Origin of the sequence: Candidatus Tisiphia endosymbiont of Beris chalybata (assembly GCF_964026555.1) — a bacterium.
Classification (GTDB): Bacteria; Pseudomonadota; Alphaproteobacteria; order Rickettsiales; family Rickettsiaceae; genus Tisiphia.
The window spans coordinates 1419871-1437338 of record NZ_OZ032159.1; the positions used below are offsets into that span (position 1 = coordinate 1419871).

31 protein-coding genes are annotated in these 17468 nt (G+C 32.5%); 27 read left to right on the top strand and 4 right to left on the bottom strand.

The annotated features are described in order from the left end of the window. Nucleotide 1 precedes the first annotated feature (1 nt). The 18 genes from rpsQ to rpsT all read left to right on the top strand — a co-directional run bounded on the left by rpsQ (nucleotide 2) and on the right by rpsT (nucleotide 9281). Entirely contained in the window at nucleotides 2-235 is a 234-nt protein-coding gene (rpsQ, locus tag AAGD44_RS06890; RefSeq protein ID WP_341763941.1) for a 30S ribosomal protein S17, read from the top strand. 66 nt (nucleotides 236-301) lie between these two features. Next, on the top strand, nucleotides 302-670 hold the full coding sequence (rplN, locus tag AAGD44_RS06895) for a 50S ribosomal protein L14 (RefSeq protein WP_341763942.1): 369 nt from the start codon (nucleotides 302-304) through the stop codon (nucleotides 668-670). Further along, on the top strand, nucleotides 671-1000 hold the full coding sequence (rplX, locus tag AAGD44_RS06900) for a 50S ribosomal protein L24 (RefSeq protein ID WP_341763943.1): 330 nt from the start codon (nucleotides 671-673) through the stop codon (nucleotides 998-1000). It begins immediately after the preceding gene. Further along, complete coding sequence (gene rplE / locus AAGD44_RS06905; RefSeq protein WP_341763944.1) at nucleotides 1000-1542, top strand: 50S ribosomal protein L5; 543 nt, start codon at nucleotides 1000-1002, stop codon at nucleotides 1540-1542. Before rplX ends, rplE begins: the two co-directional genes overlap by 1 nt. A 17-nt stretch (nucleotides 1543-1559) precedes the next feature. Next, entirely contained in the window at nucleotides 1560-1865 is a 306-nt protein-coding gene (gene rpsN, locus AAGD44_RS06910) for a 30S ribosomal protein S14 (RefSeq protein ID WP_341763945.1), read from the top strand. A gap of 19 nt (nucleotides 1866-1884) precedes the next feature. Continuing rightward, nucleotides 1885-2283 (top strand): 30S ribosomal protein S8, encoded by a 399-nt coding sequence (gene rpsH, locus AAGD44_RS06915; RefSeq protein ID WP_341763946.1) that lies wholly within the window; start codon nucleotides 1885-1887, stop codon nucleotides 2281-2283. 9 nt (nucleotides 2284-2292) lie between these two features. Then, nucleotides 2293-2826, top strand: a complete 534-nt coding sequence (gene rplF / locus AAGD44_RS06920) for a 50S ribosomal protein L6 (RefSeq protein WP_341763947.1) — start codon at nucleotides 2293-2295, stop codon at nucleotides 2824-2826. A 16-nt stretch (nucleotides 2827-2842) separates the two neighbouring features. Next, on the top strand, nucleotides 2843-3199 hold the full coding sequence (gene rplR / locus AAGD44_RS06925) for a 50S ribosomal protein L18 (RefSeq protein WP_341763948.1): 357 nt from the start codon (nucleotides 2843-2845) through the stop codon (nucleotides 3197-3199). 14 nt (nucleotides 3200-3213) lie between these two features. Continuing rightward, on the top strand, nucleotides 3214-3747 hold the full coding sequence (gene rpsE, locus AAGD44_RS06930) for a 30S ribosomal protein S5 (protein ID WP_341763949.1): 534 nt from the start codon (nucleotides 3214-3216) through the stop codon (nucleotides 3745-3747). 235 nt (nucleotides 3748-3982) lie between these two features. Then, nucleotides 3983-4198, top strand: coding sequence for a 50S ribosomal protein L30 (gene rpmD, locus AAGD44_RS06935; RefSeq protein ID WP_341763950.1), 216 nt, complete (start codon nucleotides 3983-3985; stop codon nucleotides 4196-4198). 10 nt (nucleotides 4199-4208) lie between these two features. Next, complete coding sequence (rplO, locus tag AAGD44_RS06940; RefSeq protein ID WP_341763951.1) at nucleotides 4209-4664, top strand: 50S ribosomal protein L15; 456 nt, start codon at nucleotides 4209-4211, stop codon at nucleotides 4662-4664. Between the two features lie 3 nt (nucleotides 4665-4667). Then, nucleotides 4668-5969, top strand: a complete 1302-nt coding sequence (gene secY / locus AAGD44_RS06945) for a preprotein translocase subunit SecY (RefSeq protein ID WP_341763952.1) — start codon at nucleotides 4668-4670, stop codon at nucleotides 5967-5969. Between the two features lie 74 nt (nucleotides 5970-6043). Further along, complete coding sequence (locus AAGD44_RS06950) at nucleotides 6044-6682, top strand: adenylate kinase (RefSeq protein ID WP_341763953.1); 639 nt, start codon at nucleotides 6044-6046, stop codon at nucleotides 6680-6682. Nucleotides 6683-6742: 60 nt separating this feature from the next. After that, the gene (gene rpsM / locus AAGD44_RS06955) at nucleotides 6743-7120 is read left to right on the top strand and encodes a 30S ribosomal protein S13 (RefSeq protein WP_341763954.1); all 378 of its coding nucleotides are present in this window, start codon (nucleotides 6743-6745) and stop codon (nucleotides 7118-7120) included. Between the two features lie 12 nt (nucleotides 7121-7132). Continuing rightward, nucleotides 7133-7519, top strand: a complete 387-nt coding sequence (rpsK, locus tag AAGD44_RS06960; protein ID WP_341763955.1) for a 30S ribosomal protein S11 — start codon at nucleotides 7133-7135, stop codon at nucleotides 7517-7519. Between the two features lie 18 nt (nucleotides 7520-7537). Beyond that, nucleotides 7538-8557, top strand: a complete 1020-nt coding sequence (locus AAGD44_RS06965; RefSeq protein ID WP_341763956.1) for a DNA-directed RNA polymerase subunit alpha — start codon at nucleotides 7538-7540, stop codon at nucleotides 8555-8557. Nucleotides 8558-8570: 13 nt separating this feature from the next. Further along, complete coding sequence (gene rplQ, locus AAGD44_RS06970) at nucleotides 8571-8984, top strand: 50S ribosomal protein L17 (RefSeq protein ID WP_341763957.1); 414 nt, start codon at nucleotides 8571-8573, stop codon at nucleotides 8982-8984. Nucleotides 8985-9014: 30 nt separating this feature from the next. After that, nucleotides 9015-9281, top strand: coding sequence for a 30S ribosomal protein S20 (gene rpsT, locus AAGD44_RS06975; RefSeq protein ID WP_341763958.1), 267 nt, complete (start codon nucleotides 9015-9017; stop codon nucleotides 9279-9281). A 659-nt stretch (nucleotides 9282-9940) separates the two neighbouring features. Here rpsT and AAGD44_RS06980 read toward each other — a convergent pair. Next, complete coding sequence (locus tag AAGD44_RS06980) at nucleotides 9941-10114, bottom strand: palindromic element RPE1 domain-containing protein (protein WP_341763959.1); 174 nt, start codon at nucleotides 10112-10114, stop codon at nucleotides 9941-9943. Between the two features lie 56 nt (nucleotides 10115-10170). On the opposite strand from AAGD44_RS06980, the gene AAGD44_RS06985 reads away from it, so the two are divergent. After that, a complete protein-coding gene (locus tag AAGD44_RS06985; protein ID WP_341763960.1) occupies nucleotides 10171-10695 on the top strand; it encodes a transposase in 525 nt (174 codons plus the stop codon). 72 nt (nucleotides 10696-10767) lie between these two features. Then, the gene (locus AAGD44_RS06990; RefSeq protein ID WP_341763779.1) at nucleotides 10768-10974 is read left to right on the top strand and encodes a palindromic element RPE1 domain-containing protein; all 207 of its coding nucleotides are present in this window, start codon (nucleotides 10768-10770) and stop codon (nucleotides 10972-10974) included. On the opposite strand, the gene AAGD44_RS06995 is transcribed toward AAGD44_RS06990, so the two are convergent. Continuing rightward, complete coding sequence (locus AAGD44_RS06995) at nucleotides 10880-11497, bottom strand: transposase (protein ID WP_341763961.1); 618 nt, start codon at nucleotides 11495-11497, stop codon at nucleotides 10880-10882. The two genes, AAGD44_RS06990 and AAGD44_RS06995, sit on opposite strands and share 95 nt — an antisense overlap. Nucleotides 11498-11737: 240 nt before the next feature. Here AAGD44_RS06995 and AAGD44_RS07000 point away from each other — a divergent pair, with 240 nt between their 5' ends. The 7 genes from AAGD44_RS07000 (at nucleotide 11738) to AAGD44_RS07030 (ending at nucleotide 16277) form a co-directional block, all read left to right on the top strand. Further along, nucleotides 11738-11923, top strand: coding sequence for a hypothetical protein (locus AAGD44_RS07000; RefSeq protein WP_341763962.1), 186 nt, complete (start codon nucleotides 11738-11740; stop codon nucleotides 11921-11923). A 51-nt stretch (nucleotides 11924-11974) separates the two neighbouring features. Next, nucleotides 11975-12739 (top strand): ISAs1 family transposase, encoded by a 765-nt coding sequence (locus AAGD44_RS07005; protein WP_341763963.1) that lies wholly within the window; start codon nucleotides 11975-11977, stop codon nucleotides 12737-12739. A 67-nt stretch (nucleotides 12740-12806) separates the two neighbouring features. After that, on the top strand, nucleotides 12807-13298 hold the full coding sequence (locus AAGD44_RS07010) for a helix-turn-helix domain-containing protein (RefSeq protein ID WP_341763541.1): 492 nt from the start codon (nucleotides 12807-12809) through the stop codon (nucleotides 13296-13298). A gap of 4 nt (nucleotides 13299-13302) precedes the next feature. Then, nucleotides 13303-13800, top strand: a complete 498-nt coding sequence (locus tag AAGD44_RS07015; RefSeq protein ID WP_341763542.1) for an IS630 family transposase — start codon at nucleotides 13303-13305, stop codon at nucleotides 13798-13800. 18 nt (nucleotides 13801-13818) lie between these two features. Continuing rightward, a complete protein-coding gene (locus AAGD44_RS07020; RefSeq protein WP_341763964.1) occupies nucleotides 13819-14205 on the top strand; it encodes an ISAs1 family transposase in 387 nt (128 codons plus the stop codon). Nucleotides 14206-14303: 98 nt separating this feature from the next. Further along, entirely contained in the window at nucleotides 14304-15479 is a 1176-nt protein-coding gene (locus AAGD44_RS07025; protein ID WP_341763536.1) for a hypothetical protein, read from the top strand. Nucleotides 15480-15509: 30 nt separating this feature from the next. Continuing rightward, complete coding sequence (locus AAGD44_RS07030) at nucleotides 15510-16277, top strand: tetratricopeptide repeat protein (RefSeq protein ID WP_341763537.1); 768 nt, start codon at nucleotides 15510-15512, stop codon at nucleotides 16275-16277. Here the strand turns inward: AAGD44_RS07030 and AAGD44_RS07035 are convergent. Both AAGD44_RS07035 and AAGD44_RS07040 read right to left on the bottom strand, forming a co-directional pair. Continuing rightward, the gene (locus AAGD44_RS07035) at nucleotides 16258-16404 is read right to left on the bottom strand and encodes a hypothetical protein (RefSeq protein ID WP_341763538.1); all 147 of its coding nucleotides are present in this window, start codon (nucleotides 16402-16404) and stop codon (nucleotides 16258-16260) included. The two genes, AAGD44_RS07030 and AAGD44_RS07035, sit on opposite strands and share 20 nt — an antisense overlap. Nucleotides 16405-16443: 39 nt before the next feature. Further along, on the bottom strand, nucleotides 16444-17334 hold the full coding sequence (locus tag AAGD44_RS07040) for an IS982 family transposase (RefSeq protein WP_341763461.1): 891 nt from the start codon (nucleotides 17332-17334) through the stop codon (nucleotides 16444-16446). Nucleotides 17335-17468 lie beyond the last annotated feature (134 nt).

Sequence of the window (17468 nt, forward strand, 5' to 3'; positions counted from 1 at the left end):
AATGCCCAGAAGAGTACTGCAAGGCGTTGTTGTAAGTTCAAAAAATGACAAAACAATTAAAGTAAGAGTAGAACGTAGATTTAAACATCCTATCTATAAAAAAATTGTCAAAGTTTCTAAAAAATATGCTGCTCATGATCCAGAGAATAGTCATAAAGAGGGGGATAAAGTTAGTATAATAGAAAGCCGTCCGATCTCAAAAACTAAGTCTTGGTTAGTAGTACGAGAAGAATAATTTTTATCTTTCGTTATTATTGCAGTTATTTTGTTATGTTATTAAATTTGTAGTGGAAGTTTGTTTATGATTCAGATGGAAAGCGTCTTAAATGTTGCCGATAATTCTGGGGCAAAAAAAGTTAGATGTATTAAAGTACTTGGCGGTTCTCATCATATGATAGCAAATCTTGGAGATGTTATTGTAGTATCTATAGTAGAAGCATTGCCTGGTAAAAAGGTTAAAAGTGGGGATGTACATAAGGCTTTAATTGTGAGGACAAAGTCAGGGGTTAGAAGAGCAGATGGTAGCACAATTAAATTTGATACTAATTCTGCAGTGCTGCTAGATAAGCAGGGGGAGCCAATGGGCACTAGAGTATTTGGTACGGTGACTAGAGAATTAAGAGCGAAAAAGTTTGTTAAAATTATGTCGCTTGCAGAGGAGGTGTTATAAATGATAAAACTAAAAGTTAGGAAAGGGGATGCAGTTGTTGTTATTACCGGAAAAAATAAAGGTAAAAAAGGTACGATATTAAAGATTTTACCCAAAGAAAATAAAGCTATTGTGTCTGGGGTAAATATTGTGCGTAGACATACTAAACCTACCCAAGCAAGTGAGGGGGGAATAATAGCTAAAGAACTACCTATCCATATTTCTAATATAGCGCATGTAGATCCTAAGACGGGTTCCAGTACTAAGATTGGTTTTAGTATTTTAGAAGATGGTACTAAAGTAAGAATAGCAAAAAAATCTGGGGAAGTTATTGATAAGGAAGGTAAATAATGTTACTTAGATTTAAAGAATTATATATTAAAGAAATTTTAACAAATTTACAAAATAAGTTTGTTTATAATAACAAGCATCAGCTGCCTAAAATTGACAAAATAGTTATTAATATGGGTGTTGGTGAAGCAGTAGCAGATTCTAAAGTGATTAATAATGCTATCAATGATTTAACCCTGATTTCAGGGCAAAAACCTTTAGTGATAAAAGCAAAAAAATCTATCGCTACTTTTAAATTACGTGAAGGAATGAAAGTAGGTTGTAAAGTGACTTTGCGAAAAGATAGAATGTATGATTTTTTAGAAAGGTTAGTTATTGTTGCCTTGCCACGGGTTAAAGAGTTTAGAGGATTTTCAACCAAAAGCTTTGATGGAAATGGTAATTTTACCTTTGGCATCAAAGAACAGATAGTTTTTCCTGAAATTAATTACGATAAAGTAGATGTAATTCGGGGTATGGATATAACCATTGTTACAAGTGCGAAAACTAATGAAGAAGGAAAATTTTTACTGTCAGGCTTTAATTTGCCTTTTTATAATTAATTATTTAGAAGAAAAAAATGGCTAAAGTAAGTTCTATACAAAAGAATAACCGAAGAAAACAAATGGCCCAACGTTTATACACTAAGCGTGTTAAACTAAAAGAAAAAATTTATGATAAAACTTTATCTTTAGAAGAAAGATTTGCACTAGTTATGCTCCTAGCTAAATTACCGAGAGATTCTGCTCCAATTAGAATCAGAAATAGATGTGAAATTACAGGACGTCCTAGAGGAGTATATAATAAATTCGGATTATCAAGGAATAAATTAAGAGAGCTTGGGAGTAAAGGTTTAGTGCCTGGGTTAATAAAAGCAAGTTGGTAAAATAATAGGTTTATTTAATATGTCAATGACAGATAGTATTGCAGATATGTTGACTAGAATTAGAAATGGTCAAAAAAGTAAGCTAATAAGTGTATCTCTGCCCGGTTCAAAAATAAAATGTGCTATTTTAAGGGTATTAGAAGGAGAAGGCTACATAAAAGGTTATGGAGTTTCTCAGGATAAAAATATAAGCCAGATAGATGTGTATTTAAAATATTCTATTAAAGGAAATCCTGCTATATGTAAAATTGATAGGGTGTCCAAGCCCGGAAAAAGAGTATATTCCTCTATAAATAAGTTAAAAGGATATTATAATAATATGGGGATTTATATTCTGTCTACTTGTCGAGGGGTATTGTCTGATAGGGAAGCTCAAGAACAGAAGGTAGGCGGCGAAGTAATTTGTAAAGTGTTTTAAGGGATAAAAATGTCACGTGTTGGAAAGTTGCCGGTATTTATACCTTCAGAGGTACAAGTTGAGTTGAATGGGCTGCAGATTAACGTAACCGGCCCGCGAGGGAAGTTAACTAAAACTTTTTGTGGAAATATAGTCATTTCTTTGCAAGATCGCTTACTATTTGTTAAACCATTAACAAATAGTAAAAAGGCCAGAAGTATGTGGGGCACCGCAAACAGAATTATCAATAATATGGTAAAAGGGGTTAAAGAAGGGTTTGTAGTAGAGTTGGAAGTGAATGGAATAGGCTATAAAGCATGGGTAAAAGATCAATATTTAAACCTAATGCTTGCTAAAAGCCATAACACTAAAATAGAAATACCTGTAAACATTAAAGTTAACGTGCCAAAACAAAATCAGATTATTTTAGAAGGTGCAGATAAAGAGCAATTAGGCCAGTTTCAAGCTATTATTAAAAGACAAAGGCCGCCTGAGCCATATAAAGGTAAGGGTATTAAAAAGAAAGGACAATACGTTCAAAGAAAAGAAGGCAAGAAGAATTAAAAATTAAGAGTAAAATATGCGTAATGCAAAGTTAAAATTTGAAACTAGAAAACTCAGGATTAGAAAAACAATATCACAAGTTTCTAATAGGATTAGATTATCTATTTTTAAGTCAGGGAAGCATATCTATGCGCAAGTTATAGATGATAAACAATCTATAACAGTCACTTCGGCTTCTACTTTAGACAAGGAAATTAGGCAGCTTAAAAAATCAAATTGTAATATTAGTGCGGCTATAAAAGTGGGAGAACTAATAGGGGAACGCGCTGTACTTAAAGGAGTAGAAGAAGTGGTATTTGACAAAGGTGGTTATAAATATCATGGTATTGTTAAGGCATTGGCTGATGCAGCAAGAAACAAAATAAAATTTTAAGTTTAGGTTTTAAAATGGCTAAAGCTACAAAAAATATTGGTGAAGCATTATCGGAAACGCTAGTAGATGTTAGTAGAGTTACTAAAGTAGTAAAAGGGGGCAGAAAATTTTCTTTTTCTGCTTGTATAGTGACAGGAGATAAAGCCGGCAAGGTTGGATATGGCCATGGTAAAGCGAAAGAAGTAACGGAAGCCCGGGCTAAAGCTACACAAGAAGCAAGAAAAAATATAACTAAAATTCCTCTTTATCAAGGTAGGACAATCCACCATGATGTTATAGGTAGAAGTGGGGCGGCGAAAGTTATTTTAAGAAGAGCTAAAGCTGGTACGGGTGTAATTGCTGGGGGAGCAATGAGGGCTATTTTTGATTCTTTAGGGATTCATGATATTGTTGCTAAATCTTTAGGATCTAATAATGTATATGCGATGATTTCAGCAACTTTTGACGCTTTATCTCAACTTTCTTCTCCTAGAAATATTGCTGAAAGGAGAGGAAAAAAAATTAATGAAGTATCTACTAAAAATTATAAAGTTAGCACACAATTATAATTGAATAAACCTTTATTTTATGTCATAGAGTTATTAGCTTAATAGAGAAAAACTTATTTTAGAAGAGAGTAAGGTAAGTGAATACGGCATCTAAGATAAGAGGGAGAGAAATATAATGCTAAAAATTTTTTTAGAGAAGTAAAACTAAAACACCTAGTATAAAAATAAATTTATCTAATAACTTGATTTAAAATTACTTTTTACTAAATGGAAGCAAAAATTAAGTGTAGGAACTATGGCTACTGATAATCAAGTACAAAAAATAAACAATTCAAGAATTAAAATTACTCAAGTTGGGAGTAAGATAGGGCGTAAATATATTCAAGAGCAAACTTTAATTGGTCTGGGATTAAATAAAATGCATAAATTCGTTATTTTAGAAAATACTAATTCTATTAGAGGGATGATTCAAAAGGTACAGCATTTATTAAAAGTTGAAAACATAAATTAGAGTTTAGAAAATGAAGTTAAATGAATTGTCTAATAATTTAGGGGCAAAGAAAGAGAAAAAAAGAGTAGGCCGGGGTATCGGAAGTGGAAAAGGTAAAACCTGTGGTAGAGGAGTTAAAGGGCAAAAATCTAGGTCAGGAGTAGCAATTACAGGATTTGAAGGGGGACAAATGCCTATTATTAAGAGGCTGCCAAAAAGAGGTTTTAGTTGCCCTAATGCTAAAAAATATCAAATTATAAATATCCTGGATATAGAACTTGTAATAGCGGAAGGCAGATTGAGCAATAATGAAGTAATAACAAAAGCAAAAATGTTGCAATTAGGTTTAATAAAAAAAACTACTGCCCTAGTAAAATTACTTTCCACAAGAAGTAATGAATTTAATAGCGCTATGTCATTTCAATTAGATGCTTATTCAGCAAATGCGAAGAGAATAATTGAGCAATCTGGCGGCCAAATATTATAATTTATGAGCTTAAATTCCACAAAAAAATCTAATCAGGACTTAATTAGTAGAATTATTTTTACTATTTTAGCGCTTGTAGTCTGTAGAATTGGTTCTTTTATTCCGATCGCAGGTATTGATTCAATAGCCCTGCATACAGTAGTTCAGCAGAACCAATCAGGGATATTAGGGATGTTTAATATGCTATCTGGAGGTTCTCTAGGCAGGATGTCTATTTTTGCTCTAGCAATTATGCCCTATATAACGGCATCAATTATTATTCAATTGATGACAATAGCCTATAAGCCTTTAGAGAATTTAAAGAAAGAAGGAGAGTCAGGTAAGAGAAAAATCAACCAACTCTCTAGATATCTAACAGTTTTATTAGCTTCTTTTCAAGCATATGGGGTTGCAATAAGTTTAGAAAATGCTGTAACTAATGTAGGACCAGTAGTTATTATCCCCGGGTTAATTTTTAAAGTTACTACTGTAATTACTCTAGTAGTAGGAACTATGTTTCTTATGTGGCTTGGGGAGCAAATTTCTGGTCGAGGGGTTGGTAATGGATCTTCCTTAATTATATTTATAGGTATAGTGTCGGGGGTACCTAGCGCTGTTATAAACATGTTCGAATTGTCTAGGAATGGAGGCTTATCTCCTATAATAGTAATTGCTATTTGTTTGGGGATCATTCTTATTGTTACTATGATAATTTTCTTTGAAAAAGCCCAAAGGAAAATTTTAGTGCAATATCCTAAAAGACAGGTAGGTAATAAAATTTATGGAGGGGAAGCAACCCATATGCCTCTTAAGCTTAATACCGCCGGGGTGATTCCGCCGATATTTGCTAGTTCGATTTTGTTGTTTCCTATTACAATTGCTAATTTTTCTAATAAACAATCCGAGACTATGAATTGGTTAACCTTCCATTTAGGGCATGGAAAACCTTTATATATATTGTTATATATTACCTTAATAATGTTTTTTAGTTTTTTTTATACAGCAATAGTGTTTAATTCCGAGGAAACTGCAAATAATTTAAAAAAGTATGGTGCTTATATTCCGGGGAAAAGACCTGGGAAAAATACAGCAGAGTATTTTGATTACTTGCTCACTAGATTAACAGTGATAGGGGCGGTCTATTTAAGTTGTATTTGTGTAGTACCAGAAATGATAATGAACCAGTATGCGGTCTCTTTTTCCTTAGGGGGTACGAGTTTTTTAATTGTTGTTAATGTGGTCTTAGATACCTTTACCCAAGTTCAATCTTATTTATTTAGTAGTAGGTATGAAGGATTGATTAAAAAAATGAAGTTAAAAAATTAGTATACATTAAAAATCTAATTTATATTTTATAACATAAAAATATGTAGTTATTTTATGCCAAAAATGAGTTTAAAGTGATTATAGCACTTATGGGCCCCCCTGGTTCAGGAAAAGGAACTCAAGGAAAGTTATTAGCCAAAAAATTAAATTTACCACATATATCTATCGGAGATATATTTAGAGGCATGGTAAAAGCTGAGAATAATGACAGTAAATTATTACAATTTTATATGTCCCAGGGTAAATTAGTACCTTCTGAATTAGTTAATGATATAGTACATAAGTTTTTATCTCAAAAAAAATATGAGAAGGGGTATATTTTAGATGGATACCCTCGTAATTTAGCGCAAGCGAAATATTTTAATATTTTAGTAAAGCAAGATATTAAAATATTGTTTTTTTCTATAGAGGATCAAACAATTATTAAAAGAATCCTTGGTAGATTTAGCTGTATAAACTGTGGTCAAATCTATAATAGATTTTTTATTAAGTTAAAAGCTGATAATATTTGTGATGTTTGTGGCTCAAATCAATTTATTCATAGACAAGATGATGATGAACAAACAATTAAACAAAGAATAGAAGAATATAAAATAGAAACTAATCCATTAATGGATTATTATAAAAGTAATCAGCAGTTACATAGCATTGATGCTAACGAGAATAGGGAAGATATAGAACTCGCCATAGACAAGCTATTAAAAACAGTTTGACTTTATGGTATATTTTTATATTATCCCTTTTAGCTGTTATAGAAATTTTGGAGGTTATTTGTGGCAAGGATAGCAAGTGTTAATATTCCAGTACACAAAAGATTAATAATAAGTTTGACGTATATTTATGGGCTTGGTGATTCCGCTGCAGGAGAAATATGTCGAAAGGCTAGAATATCCGAAAGTAAACGAGTGAAAGAATTAACCGATCAAGAGCTTATTGTTTTGCGTGGTATTATTGAAAAAGAATATAAGGTTGAAGGAGACTTACGAAGAGAAGTAAATCTTAATATTAAGAAGAAAAAGGATATTAGATGTTATCAAGGACTTAGACATATAAGGAAACTGCCGGTTCGTGGTCAAAATACTCACTCTAATGCGAGGACAAGAAAAGGAAAAGCAGTGGCAATTGCTGGTAAGAAAAAAGTTACAAAGTAATATGGTATAATAATGAGTCAGGTTAGCAGTAAAATCAAGAAAAAAAAGAAAAATATAACTCTTGGAGTTGTGCATATAAAGACAACTTTTAATAATACTATTGTTACTTTTACGGATGTGCAGGGGAATGCTATAGCGTTCTCTACTGCGGGTACTAATGGTTTTAAAGGGGCTAGGAAAGCTACTCCTTATGCTGCTCAAGTAACGGTAGATAAAGCATCTGAGTTAGCAAAAGAGCATGGTATGAAAACTGTCTCAATTAGAGTGCAGGGTGCTGGTGCTCAAAGAGAATCTGCTATGAGAGCAGTTTTTAGCCAAAATTTTATAGTAACATTAATTCTAGATGTTTCCCCAGTGCCGCATAATGGTGTTAGATCACCAAAAAGAAGAAGAGTATAGAAGTTCAATAGGTAAGAAATGTTATCGTTAAATAAAAACTGGAACTCCCTAATAAAACCCTCCAAAATAGTTTATGACAACCCAGCGGGGAATAATTATATGGCAAAGGTTATTGTCGAACCTTTAGAGAGAGGATTTGGTTTGACAGTAGGGAATGCTATGAGAAGAATTTTACTCTCATCTCTTCAAGGGGCAGCTATAACCTCAATTAAAATCCCAGGGGTTGTTCATGAATTTTCTGCTATTCCTGGGGTTAAAGAAGATTTAGTTGATGTAGTATTAAACCTTAAGTCCGTAGTGATTAAAATGCATGCTTCAGGCAGAAGAACGGTCAGATTAAATGCTATCGGTCCTTGTATAGTAACTGCTGGTATGATCACTGCAAGTCATGATGTAGAGATACTATCGCCCGATCATATAATTTGTACTTTAGCAAAAGGTGCGCAGCTGGAGATGGAGTTAGGGTGCGAAACAGGTAAAGGATATGTCCCTGCTATAAGCAATGAAGATAGTAGTTCAGCAATAGAAGTAATACCGATAGATGCTTTATTTAGTCCAGTAAAGCAAGTAACTTATAAGATAGAGAATACTCGGGTAGGGCAAGTTACAGATTATGATAAATTAATTATGACTGTTGAAACTGATGGTAGTATTTCTCCTGAGATGTCAATAGCGCTAGCTGCAAGAATTTTGCAAGATCAATTACAGCTATTTATTACATTTGAAGAACAAGAAGAAGATAAACAAGATAAGCTAGAAGAATTATCATTTAATCCTGCCATGTTAAAAAAGGTTGCAGAATTAGAATTATCTGTGAGGTCTCAAAATTGTTTGCAAAACGCTAATATAATTTATATAGGTGATTTGGTTATTAAGACAGAAGCAGAAATGCTCAAGACCCCAAACTTTGGTAGAAAGTCATTGAATGAGATTAAGGATATACTAGTAGGATTTGGATTGAAATTTGGTATGGATATATCAGGGTGGCCACCAGAAAATATACAAGAGCTATCTAAGCGTTATGAAGATCCATATTAATTAAGGTAGGAACATGCGGCATAAAATTAAGGGAAGAAAGCTTAACAGAACGAGTAGTCATAGAAAGGCTATGTTTGCTAATATGACTGTAGCACTTGTGATGAATGAGCAAATTAAAACCACTTTACCTAAAGCTAAAGAATTTAGACCATACATTGAAAAGTTAATTACTCAAGCCAAGAAATCGGATTTAGTGGCTAGAAGGGGATTACTTTCTAAAATCAAAGATAAAGTTGCCACTGAAAAGCTGTTAACTGTTTTAGGGAAGAGATATAATGAGCGTCCTGGAGGTTATACTAGAATAATAAAAGCAGGTTTCCGTTATGGTGATATGGCTCCCCTAGCGTATATTGAATTAGTTGATAGGGATATAAATAGTAAAGGTTGTATGAATCCAAAAATTACTGATACAAAACATGAAGAATAAAATTAATGCGTTTATAGGATAATAAGTGATATGGCTAATCATTCAGCGGCAAAAAAGGCAATTAGGCAAACAATAAAAAAGACTCTAATTAATAAAAGTAGAGCGAGTAAAATTAAAACATATATTAAGAAAGTGTTGCAAGAAATTAGCAAAGGTTCTGACAAAACTGCCAAAGCTGCTTTAATAGTTGCTCAATCCGAGATAATGAAAGGAGTAACAAAAAATATTGTTAAATTAAATACTGCTTCACGCACTATCAGCAGGCTATCTCAAAAGATAAAAAATATGGTAGGATAGAATATAGACCTAATTATTTGCCATATTATCCTGATTTATTACATCATAGCCAATGAAGCGGAATTTTGCCAAAAAACCGCAGGTTAAGAGTAATAATATCAGTGGCCTTTTGACTGCGCATTAACTGTTTTAGGCAATAATCCTCTTTTAAAGCTAGTTATTTGAGTTCGAAATTATAGATATAGCATAGACTATTAAGGTGCGTACAGAGTATTTATCCTCAAGCATACATGATTACTATGCTTCCTGCATACTATCGTGTATGTATCATCATGATCTAAGCTATTGCAACTATTAAGTTCAAGGCTCTATCTTTTTAAGTGTATAAATTTTGAAATAAACCCTTAAATCTTACCTTTAAATTTTATCAAAAAATGGGCCAAGGCTCCTCCCAATTTTGGATAGGAATAGTCCATTTTCGCGTAATGTAATCTATTGTCAGGTATGGCACTGTTAACAAAATAAGTTATAAGCTTTAATAAGAGCAAGAGCGATAAAGCTGAGGAAGGTGCAGTCAAGTTTATCAAATCGCATAGCAATTCGTTTGTTTTCTTTAAGCCTACCAAAAAGTCTTTCAATAATATGTCGTTTTCGATAAAGTGTAGTATCGTAAAAATCTTTTGGGGTTAAGTTAGAATCATTAGGTAAATACACACCTTTTAAGGGTATAACTGGGATAGCATTTTTCGATTTAATAGACCTCTTGCATAACCTAATCTAATTGGTAATTTTGTCGTCGAAACTCCTCTCTGTTCCTCACGTACGTCTATGTACGCTGCGGTACTCGACTTCGTTTCTCCTAAAAATTCTTCAATTATCTTTAGGTTATGCAAGAGGTCTAATATTTAATGATCTCAAAGCCTTAAAATATAAGGTTTGTGCTGGAATATTGTGGGATAGAAAAGTCAATTTTGCTGCATATAGAAATGATAAAAATGAACTGATGGTTTTGGTGTCATCAATTGAGGTCGAAGTTGATATTTTCGCTTTATATAGGTACCGCTGGTCCATCGAACGGTTGTTTAAGCATCTCAAAAGCGGAGGCTTTGATATTGAAAAAAGTCACTTAGTAAATTTGGATAGATTCAAAAAATTATTGGTGGTAACTGCTATTGCTTCAGCTTTAATAGTTAAGAATGGCTTAATACAAAATTCACTAAACCCAATCCGTATAAAACTCCAAAAAACCACTGAAAAACAATTATTTTCATTATTTACTTACGGGTTTGATCATATTAAAAATATCTTTTATCAATCTATCATTAATAGCTGTAACTCAACTAATACGCACCTTATTAATACCTCCAAAAATAGAACTTCTTACTACTTACTCTGCCTCCCTACAAAAATCGTAGGGTACTATGCACCAAAACCATCAGTTCATTTTTATCATTTCTATATGCAGCAAAATTGACTTTTCTATCCCACAATATTCCAGCACAAACCTTATATTTTAAGGCTTTGAGATCATTAAATATTAGACCTCTTGCATAACCTAAAGATAATTGAAGAATTTTTAGGAGAAACGAAGTCGAGTACCGCAGCGTACATAGACGTACGTGAGGAACAGAGAGGAGTTTCGACGACAAAATTACCAATTAGATTAGGTTATGCAAGAGGTCTATTTTTCCAATCGTTAAAGTTTTTAAACCTTTCTCAAGACGAATTTGGTGATCCGTTTTTAGGGGAATAGCAAATCTTATATGATTATCTATTAAGAAATTTAACCATTCTTTATTCATAAATTCTCGATCAGCAAGTAAATATTTTATTTTTTCAACCCCAAAATTGTCAATAAACTTCTGCAAAAATTCTTCCATAAATTCTTTAGAACAAGCTCCACCATGCGATAAAGAATGCCAATATATTGGCACTGATATCTTACCAATTATAATTACTAAAAACAAAATATTAATATCTGTTTTACCAAATTTCCAATTTGTTCGATCCATTGCTACAACATAATTTCCTACACCGAACAAGCTTAACAGTAATGATGCAACCTTCATATAATCAAAAGTAAATTCTTTTAACAATCGATAAATCCTATGGATTTTTGACGATGCTTTAGCATCACCTGAAATACCAAGCGCTAAACCCTTTGGGTCGATAGAACCTCCAGTTATTAAACTGATTATCATCCCAGACAAACATTTTAATCTTGATTTATTTCCGTCTATATATAAAATCAATTCTTGAAGTAGTATTTGGTGCATAGTTTCTCAAAAAATATCAACCTTATACTACTTCTTCCCTCCCTAAATCAACCCTCCAACCCAAAATCGTAGGGTACTATGGTATCAACGCAACAACAAGATTTAGATTCTCAAAGACATCGTCTTACTAAAGCCGGTGCTCTCAGTACATGACATAAAGGTTAACAAGGAAAAAAACAGTGGATAACGCATGATTAAAGTCCTATAACTTAAGTTGTCTAAGACTTAAGGAGAAGGAGAATGACTTCAGCGTTATCACAACTATTAGGAAACTATTTTTTTAAGAGTTTTGCAAGTATAAAATTAATCGAGCAGATAATAACAGGATTGTTCTATGTCAGAGATGTCAATCTTACTCAACTAGCTTTGGTAGTTCAAGGAGCTGGCAATGACAGGGCTGCCTCATATAAAAAATTATATAAGTAATATTGAATAAAAATTATTATAGTAGTGGTTACAAATAAGTGAGTGGTAACCATGAGAGAAGAAGAATTACGAGAAAGTTTTGAAGACTTTATTAATGGAATAAATGATCATAGAGTTGATAGGAATAAGCTTCATAGTGTGGAGGAGATTTTATTTTTGACTTTAACTGCAATTATTTGTGGAGCAGAAGGTTGGCGAGATATTGAACGATTTGGCAGGTTAAAATTAGAATTTTTACGTACGGTGTTTCCATATGCTAATGGAATTCCTTCTGACGATACGTTACGACGTTTTTTTCGAGTACTTGATCCTAAAACATTCAGCACATGCTTTACCGTTTGGGCAAGTAGCTTAAAACTTCCAAGTAGCACACATATAGCTATAGATGGGAAAGTGTCTCGTCATACATTCGATGGTGATAAGAATCCATTACATATGGTATCAGCTTTTGCTAGTGAATGTCGAACAGTGTTAGCACAAGAGAAAGTATCTGATAAAAGTAATGAAATTACAGCAATACCTAAATTACTTGGTATTCTAGACATAAAAGGAGCTATTGTTACCATTGATGCTATGGGCTGTCAAAGAGAGATTGCCCAAGCAATTATCGATAAAGAAGCAGATTACATACTATCATTAAAAGGTAATCAAGGAAATTTACACCAAGATATTAAGTTAGTATTTGCAGATAAAGAGTTGCTGAATGAATTGTCAGTTGATATCAATCAAACAACTGACGGAAGTGAGCATGGACGTATTGAAGAACGGATTTATCGAGCTGTTATACCATTTCCCCATTATAAGCAGAGATATTAGATTGATAGAATGAGTAATTTATGATATAAAGCTAGGTAATAATGAAATAATAGGAAGTAACAAGGAAATGCCTAAAGTATCAAAAATGATAAATGACGAATTAGTATTAAAAGCAAGGGAAGCTTTGAATAACGGAGGGAAGAATGGTGTTGTAGTAACAAGATTAAAAGCCATACTAGCATCGAGTAAGCATGGTATTAAGAAAGTAGCGGAAGTTTATGATATCAACAGATCTTCGCTACATAGATGGGTTGCTCTATTTCGAGATCAAGGCATTGATGGTCTCAAGAACATAGCAAAGCCTTCTAGATCAAAATTAAATACTGCTCAAAAAGATGAGATTAAAACTTTGATAAAGAGAGACAGTAGTATTACGATTAAGAAATTAAAGATAGTGATAAAAGAAAAATTTGATATAGATATAGAAAAATCTAGTATACATAGAATGCTAGGGGCACTTGGGTTTAGGCATATTACTGGTAGAAAGAGGCATTACAAAGCTGACACATCTTCTCAAGAAGAATTCAAAAAAAAATCTACAACAAGTACACCAAGATAATCCTATGGTACCTATTTATTTTTTTGATGAGACTAGGTTTGGGACCAATACAAAACATGGTTTAGGATGGTTTGAAAAAGGCAGTAGGACTCCAGTTCCTACAAAGCTGGGATTTAAATCATTTTATCTTTATTCTGCTACAAATCATAGAGATGGAGACTCTTTTAGTTTAATTATTCCGAATGTTGATAAGGCCTGTATGCAAGTTTTTCTTAATGAATTTGCGAAACATATAACTACAAAAGTTATACTAGTGATGGATGGAGCTGGATGGCATAAAGGTCTTACAATACCAGCTAATATTGAGATTATGTACTTACCACCATATAGTCCAGAGTTAAATCCTGTAGAGAGGTTGTGGCAACATTTAAAAGATTCGGTATTAAAAAATAAAGTTTACGATTGTTTAACTAAACTTGAAGATGCTGTAATTGAATTTATTCAATCTATTTCAATAGAAACTATAAAATCTATATGTAATTGTTCATATATCTATTTATAATAGGGAAATGGTATTACTATGCCACAAGAATTACAGGAGCAACATAATTGGCCGGAGCTTAAGACAATTATAGAGGTTATAAGTAAACGAGAAATAAAAGGAGTTTTATCTGAAGAAACAAGATATTACATTAGCTCTTTAGAGCAAGAAGCAGTAAAAATCGGTATGGCAATCCGATCTCATTGGGCTATTGAGAATAGTGTGCACTGGATTTTGGATGTTAGTTTTAGAGATGATGATTCACGTATTAGAAAAGGTAATGCTCCTCAAAATATAGCTATTATTAAACACATGGCATTGAATGTATTACAGAAGGCTAAGCAAAAAAGGGATTCTATCAAGCAGCTTAGAAAAGCAGCTGGTTGGGATAATAATCAACTACTCACTATCTTACAGTATATTTAAGTGCGGCAGCCCTGCAGTTTATTACTGAATCTGTTGACTCGCTGGTAACTAATTTTCGTTCCTCTCAGCTTTGGTCAGATAGTCTTCAAAGCCAGTTTATGACTGCGCAAAGTAAAATGGGGTCATTAACTAATAGATCGAGTGAACTTAATTCTCAAGAACAAAGACAATCCGAGAGTCTGACCTTAAAATGGGCCCAAAGTGATTCAATGATTAAAGGTTTTTCATTTAGTGAAAATCAAGCGATCAAAGAATCTATTTTACAAGGGCAATCTCTTAACGAAAATTACGGTAGTAGTGAAAGAAAAGAAACCTCTACTAGTACTAATGCAAGTTTAGGGTTAAATTTAGGAGTTGTTAATGCAGGTGGAGGAGTAGGTGCTAATAATAGTAAAACTGAAGCCTATGATACATCAGCAAGCAAACAAAAAGCCTATAATGATGCTTTAGAAAAAGTAAAATCAGCTCAAAGAGATAATCGGATTAGTACTAGCAATGATGAAGTTAGATCATTAGGCCAAGATTTAATTAGTACCTGGAATGAACAACAATCAGTTAGTAGAGAAATAGCTAAAACAACGCAAACAATGCAACAATTATCCAACCAAAGAAACTATGTTGAGAGTAACTCCGCTACTATTGACCGCAACATGAATGAACCAGTTTTACAAGCAATTATTGCTCGAAATATCCCAGGAGTAACCAGCAAGGAACAAGCAGCTAGATGGGCAAGCCACCACAGTCATGAAGCTATGAACATAGCACAAGAAGTAGTTGGTATAAATAAACCATTACCCCAAAGTAATTGGAACGATAGTCACCCTCAAGTTAAAGATCTACAGTCAATTGATTCTATCATTAACAATACACCAATGACAACACAAGAGGACCTGAAAACCAACTATCTAGAATCAAATAATAGATTACAAGAGCAAGCTACTGTGACAGATAGCACAGGTGCATCAAAAGCATTAGCCGAATCAGTAAAATCTGATTTAAATAAAGGCAAAAAATTGTATAGTCAAAATGTAGATGAAATACTTGACAATCAATTGTCCAGCTCAGAAAGAGAGAAAGCAGTAGATCTTGAAATTACGACTGTTGATATCAAGGATGATAGTAACAAATTAAAAGAGCAATTTGATCAAACCAGCAATTCAACAATTGTTAGAACTGCGGGACGAGTAGTGGATAATATGAGGTTAAATACAGATGCTATCAAAAAGCAAAATATTACTTTGCCTTTAAGCAATAACAAGGATAATAAAAATTAATATTTTAAAAATAAAAAGTAATTTATGAGTATGATAAAAAAGTTAGTTGTAACTATCCTGTCATTGCTATTATTTAATATAACAATTGTAACCGCCAAAGAATCTTTAAACCAAGAGGTTACTAACAAACATAGACTGCAACAAAATATCCAAGATCAGGATTTAACTAACGATTCTGATCTCACTGCTGCAAAATCCTATTATGATAAAGGAATAGCTTTTAAAAGATTTAAAAAATATCAAGATGCCATAGAAAATTTTGACCTAGCCATTAAACATAAACATGATTATGCAGAAAGCTACTTGGAAAGAGGATGTTGTTTATTACACTTAGAAAAATATCAAAAAGCTATAGAGAATTTTGATCTCGCTATTAAATATCAACCTAATTATGTGGAAAGCTATTTAGAAAAAGGACATGCTTTATCAGAATTAGGAAAACAACATGCAGCTATAGAAAATTATAACATAGCTATAAAATACCAACCTGATTATTCAAATGCCTATCACAACAAGGGAGTAGCTTTTGAAAGGTTAGGGCAATATCAAGAAGCTATAGAAAATTATAATTTAGCAATTAAATACCAACCTAATGATGCACCGACATATTATAACAAGGGTATATCTTTAATAAAGTTAGGAAGATACCAAGAAGCTATAGAAAATTTTGACCTGGCTATACAATACAAACCTGAACTTACTGAAAGTTATCAAGAAAAAGGTCAAGTATTACAAAAACTTGGAAAATCTAAGGACGCTACAGAATTATTTAATAAAGCTAAATCGTTGTCAAAGTAAATTTTTTATCTACTAATAGATTAACCGCGCGTGTAGCCTTAAGAAAATGGCTAAAATCGCTATAATAACGCCATGTTCGACTTTTTTTTAAGATTGACAAAAGAATAGGATAGCCTAATAAGGTCATAGTTCAATTATCGAGAAAGAAGCTATGACCCTAGAAACGTTAATTCTGGATAAGAGAGTTATGAATATATAGATTAAAGTCAAGTTTTGTGGAAGGTTTAGTTTTTTTTAGAGAATAAGCAACTAGGGTAGAAAGAATATGAACAAAAGCATTAATAGGAGATCTATGTCTTGTATGTTCAAGATTCATTTTATTTTTTAAAAAATCAAAAACTGTTTCAATTAAGTTTCGTTTTCGAAGCAAGATTTTTTCCTTTAAATCCATTAATTTATTCGCCATATTTTTCTTAATTCCATGAATCATTTTTAAGCCTCTTTCATATAAATTTAAAAACAAATTTTGCTTGATATATCCCTTGTCAGCGGCCATAATGCCAGTTAATCCTTTAGTTAATTGCGCTACCGGAACTCTATCATCTACATTACCATTAGTCACTTTTAATGCCATAATTTCTCCTTGGTTATTAATTATTAAATGTAATTTAAAGCCATAAAAATATCCCATAGAGGATTTACTATGTTTGGCTAATCCTTTAAAAACTTTATTACTATAGCGTCGTTTATTGTGACAAGCTTTAATTGTTGTAGAGTCAATAAAATAAATACCTGTTTCTTGCCCAAATAATAAATGAATCAACATATTTAAGGGCATGAATAATCGCGGCATTAAAGCAACAAATCTGTTATAGCTTAGGGCGCTAGGGAAGTCGTTCTTATGTAAATATTCGACGTAAGTTTTATAGAAAAATTTAAAGTTCTTAGCATGCGATGTATGAAACATAATTATTATTGTTAACATTTCGCTTAAACTCATATTACAAGCGCGATCTCTCTGCTTATTGGATGGTAATAATTTGCTCTTTTCATATTCAAGATAAATTTTACAAAAATCATCTATAAAACTATATAATTCTGTGATATCTTTCTTCATGCCTACAGTTTGTTTTTTTGTTCAAAAACTTCAATACTGTAGGTTGCCTCCCTTGGCAATCCTTATTATACGCCATGTTCGACTTTTTTTTAAGATTGACAAAAGAATAGGATAGACTAATAAGGTCATAGTTC